This is a genomic window from uncultured Phenylobacterium sp., from assembly GCF_902826855.1.
Taxonomy (GTDB): Bacteria; Pseudomonadota; Alphaproteobacteria; order Caulobacterales; family Caulobacteraceae; genus Phenylobacterium.
Window position 1 is genome coordinate 1 of record NZ_CADEGK010000172.1, and the last position, 2,738, is coordinate 2,738.

At 67.5% G+C, this 2,738-nt stretch carries 1 protein-coding gene and 1 pseudogene; both read right to left on the bottom strand.

Annotation, left to right across the window (positions count from 1 at the left end; translation table 11 throughout):
- The coding region (locus tag QZV94_RS19265) for an ATP-binding protein (RefSeq protein WP_293680537.1) at positions 1–2,361 on the bottom strand (2,361 nt) is incomplete at its 3' end.
- Between the two features lie 146 nt (positions 2,362–2,507).
- Positions 2,508–2,738: pseudogene (locus tag QZV94_RS19270) on the bottom strand (N-acetyl-gamma-glutamyl-phosphate reductase); the annotation flags it as partial.

The following is a 2,738-nucleotide window of genomic DNA, read 5'->3' on the forward strand; positions in this document are numbered from 1 at the left end:
AATGGTCGTGGCCAACAGCGTGTTGATCTCATTGTCTTCGGCCAGAAGCACCCGTATGCCGCTGTCCACGACTACCGTCGGCGCGACCTCCGCCTCCGCCTTCGCCGCGCCGATATTGCCGCGATTGCCCAGCACGTCGCACAGGCTGATGATCAGATCATGGTGACGCACGGGCTTGGTCAGGAAGCTGTCGAGGCCGGCGCGCGCCGCCGCCTCCGCGTTCGGCGGCTCGCCGATCGACGAGGCCATGACGATGGCAGGCTGGCCCCAGGCCGGGGTGGCGCGAATGCGTTCGGCCACCGCCTCGCCCGCCATGTCCGGCATCATCTGGTCCAGGAGGATCAGCGGGAACAGCTCTCCTCGTCCGGCGGCAGCGTCGAGCGCCTGGAAGCAGGCCACAGCGCCATCCGCCTCGGTCACCACCACGCCGCAGTCCTCGAGCTGTCGCCGGAAGATCACCCGATTGAGTTCCAGGTCGTCGACCACCAGCACGGCGAGGCCGTGGAGATCCTGGCGGCAAAGCCGCGGGTGTTCGGCGCCGCGCGGCAGCGTTAGCTCAAGCCAGAACACCGCCCCGCCCTCCGGCGAATCTTCGACCCCGATTTCGCCGCCCATCAGCTCGATCAGTTGCCGTGAGATCGATAGGCCGAGGCCGGTGCCGCCGTAGCGGCGGGTGATCGACCCATCCGCCTGTTGGAATTTCTGGAACAGCTTGGACTTGGCTTCGGGCGACAGGCCGATGCCCGTGTCGTGGACCTCGATCCGAACGCCGGTGTCGCCGTCGGGCTGCTCGATGCCCCGCACTTCGACATGCACATGGCCAGTCTCGGTGAACTTCACGGCGTTGGAGAGCAGATTCAGGAGGACCTGTCGCAGGCGCGTCGGGTCGCCGCGGAACATCCCCCGCGCAGCCTTCTCGACGTAGGCTGCCAGCTCCAGTCCCTTCTCCTGCGCCCGCGGCGCGGACAGCTCGACGGCGTCCTCGACCAGTTCCATCAGGCTGAAGTCCACCGTCTCCAGCTCGACCCGGCCGGCCTCCAACTTGGAGACCTCGAGAATGTCGTTGAGGATCAGCATCAGCGAGTCGGCGGAGATCTTCACGGCCTCGGCGAACTTGCGCTGCTCCTGGCTCAGCGGCGTCTTCATCAGCAGGCCGTTCATCCCGATCACGCCGTTCATCGGCGTGCGGATTTCGTGGCTCATGTTGGCGAGGAACTCGCTCTTCGCCTGGTTGGCGGCTTCGGCGGCGGCCAGGGCCGCCTCCAGGGCCTGATCTTGCTTCTTGCGCGCCGTGATGTCCGTGATCACGCCGAGGATGGTCTCGATAGCGCCGTCTTTCACCGTCGTTTCCATCGACCCGGAAATCCAGGCCTCGCGGTCGGGGAGGTTGAGCCGATACTCGGCTCGGAACGGCCGGTTCTCCGCCAGGGCGCGGGCGGCTTCCGCCTCGCACATCGGCCTGTCCTCTGGCAGCACGGATGCGAAGGGGTCCTGTTGCATCGCTTGGAAGCTGCCGCTGTCCGAGGCGGCCACGGCCTCCATCAGCACACCATCCAGACCGTGCCCCCACGAGGACTTGGTCGTGTAGTCCATCTCCCATACGGCGATGCCAGCCAGCCGGATCGCGCTGTCCAGGCGCTGCTGCGTGCGGACCAACTCGAAGCTGTCCCCACTTTCGTCACCCACGACGCGATGCATCAGAATGACGCCGCCGACCTCGTCGGCCTCGGTGCGCCAAGGGATCGCGGTGATATTGACGTAGACCACCCGCCCATCCGCGAAGGATATCGGGGTGCTCGGCGCCGTCAGCCGCTCGCCGGCCATGCAGTTGTCGAACACCGGCGCCAGGGCGCGCCAGGTGGGTTCGATATCGTACAGGGATCGGTTGGTCACCTCTCCGATCACGAAGCCGTCGAAGTCGGAACGCCAGCGCTCATTGACTGACAGGAAAACCATGTCGCGGTCGTGGATGGCGATGGCGAAGGGGGCGTTCTCCACGAAATAGCGGAGCTGGGCCGGTATTTCACCCGTCGGCCCGGCGCCGGGCGCGGGCATGCGGGCCAGGATCTGGCCGGCCGCCGCGGCGCAATCGGCCAGGATCCGTTCGATGGCCTCGTCATGCGAGGAGAGACCCGCCACGCAGAGGACGGCCGCCTTGCCCCCCGCCGTCGGGACGGGGGCGTCCGCCCGCATGCACGAAGCGGAATGGGGCTGGCAATGGTCGTCGATCCAGGCCACCCGGGCGCCAGGCGCCGGAGCCGCGGCGGCGCGGAACAGGAATTCCACAGGACGCCCGCAGGCTTGGCTGGCCAGGCGCAGGAGTGCGTTGAGCGCTTCGCGGGCTTCGTGTTCCACAGTCATTTTGACGGGACCGTTCTTCTGGATCTAGGCCCCGCAACTTCACGGCGATCTCTGAAACGAGCCCTAACCGCCCGCTTCCGCGCCTGCGACAAATTGCCTGCTCTACCCCGAGCGGCCGGCGCGTCCTGCCGCGCGTTGGCCGCGGGTCACAGCCCTGCGTCTTCCGCCAGGCCGAGCATCAGGTTCAGGTTCTGCACCGCCGCCCCGGATGCGCCCTTACCGAGGTTGTCCAACAGCGCGACGAGCCGCGCCTGCGTGCCCGCGGCGTTGGGGAAAACGAACAGGCGCATGCGGTTGGTCCCGTTCAGCGCCTGCGGATCGAGGGCCTGGACGTAGCCGGCAGCGCCCGCCCGCACCCGGGCGAGTTCAGCGCACTC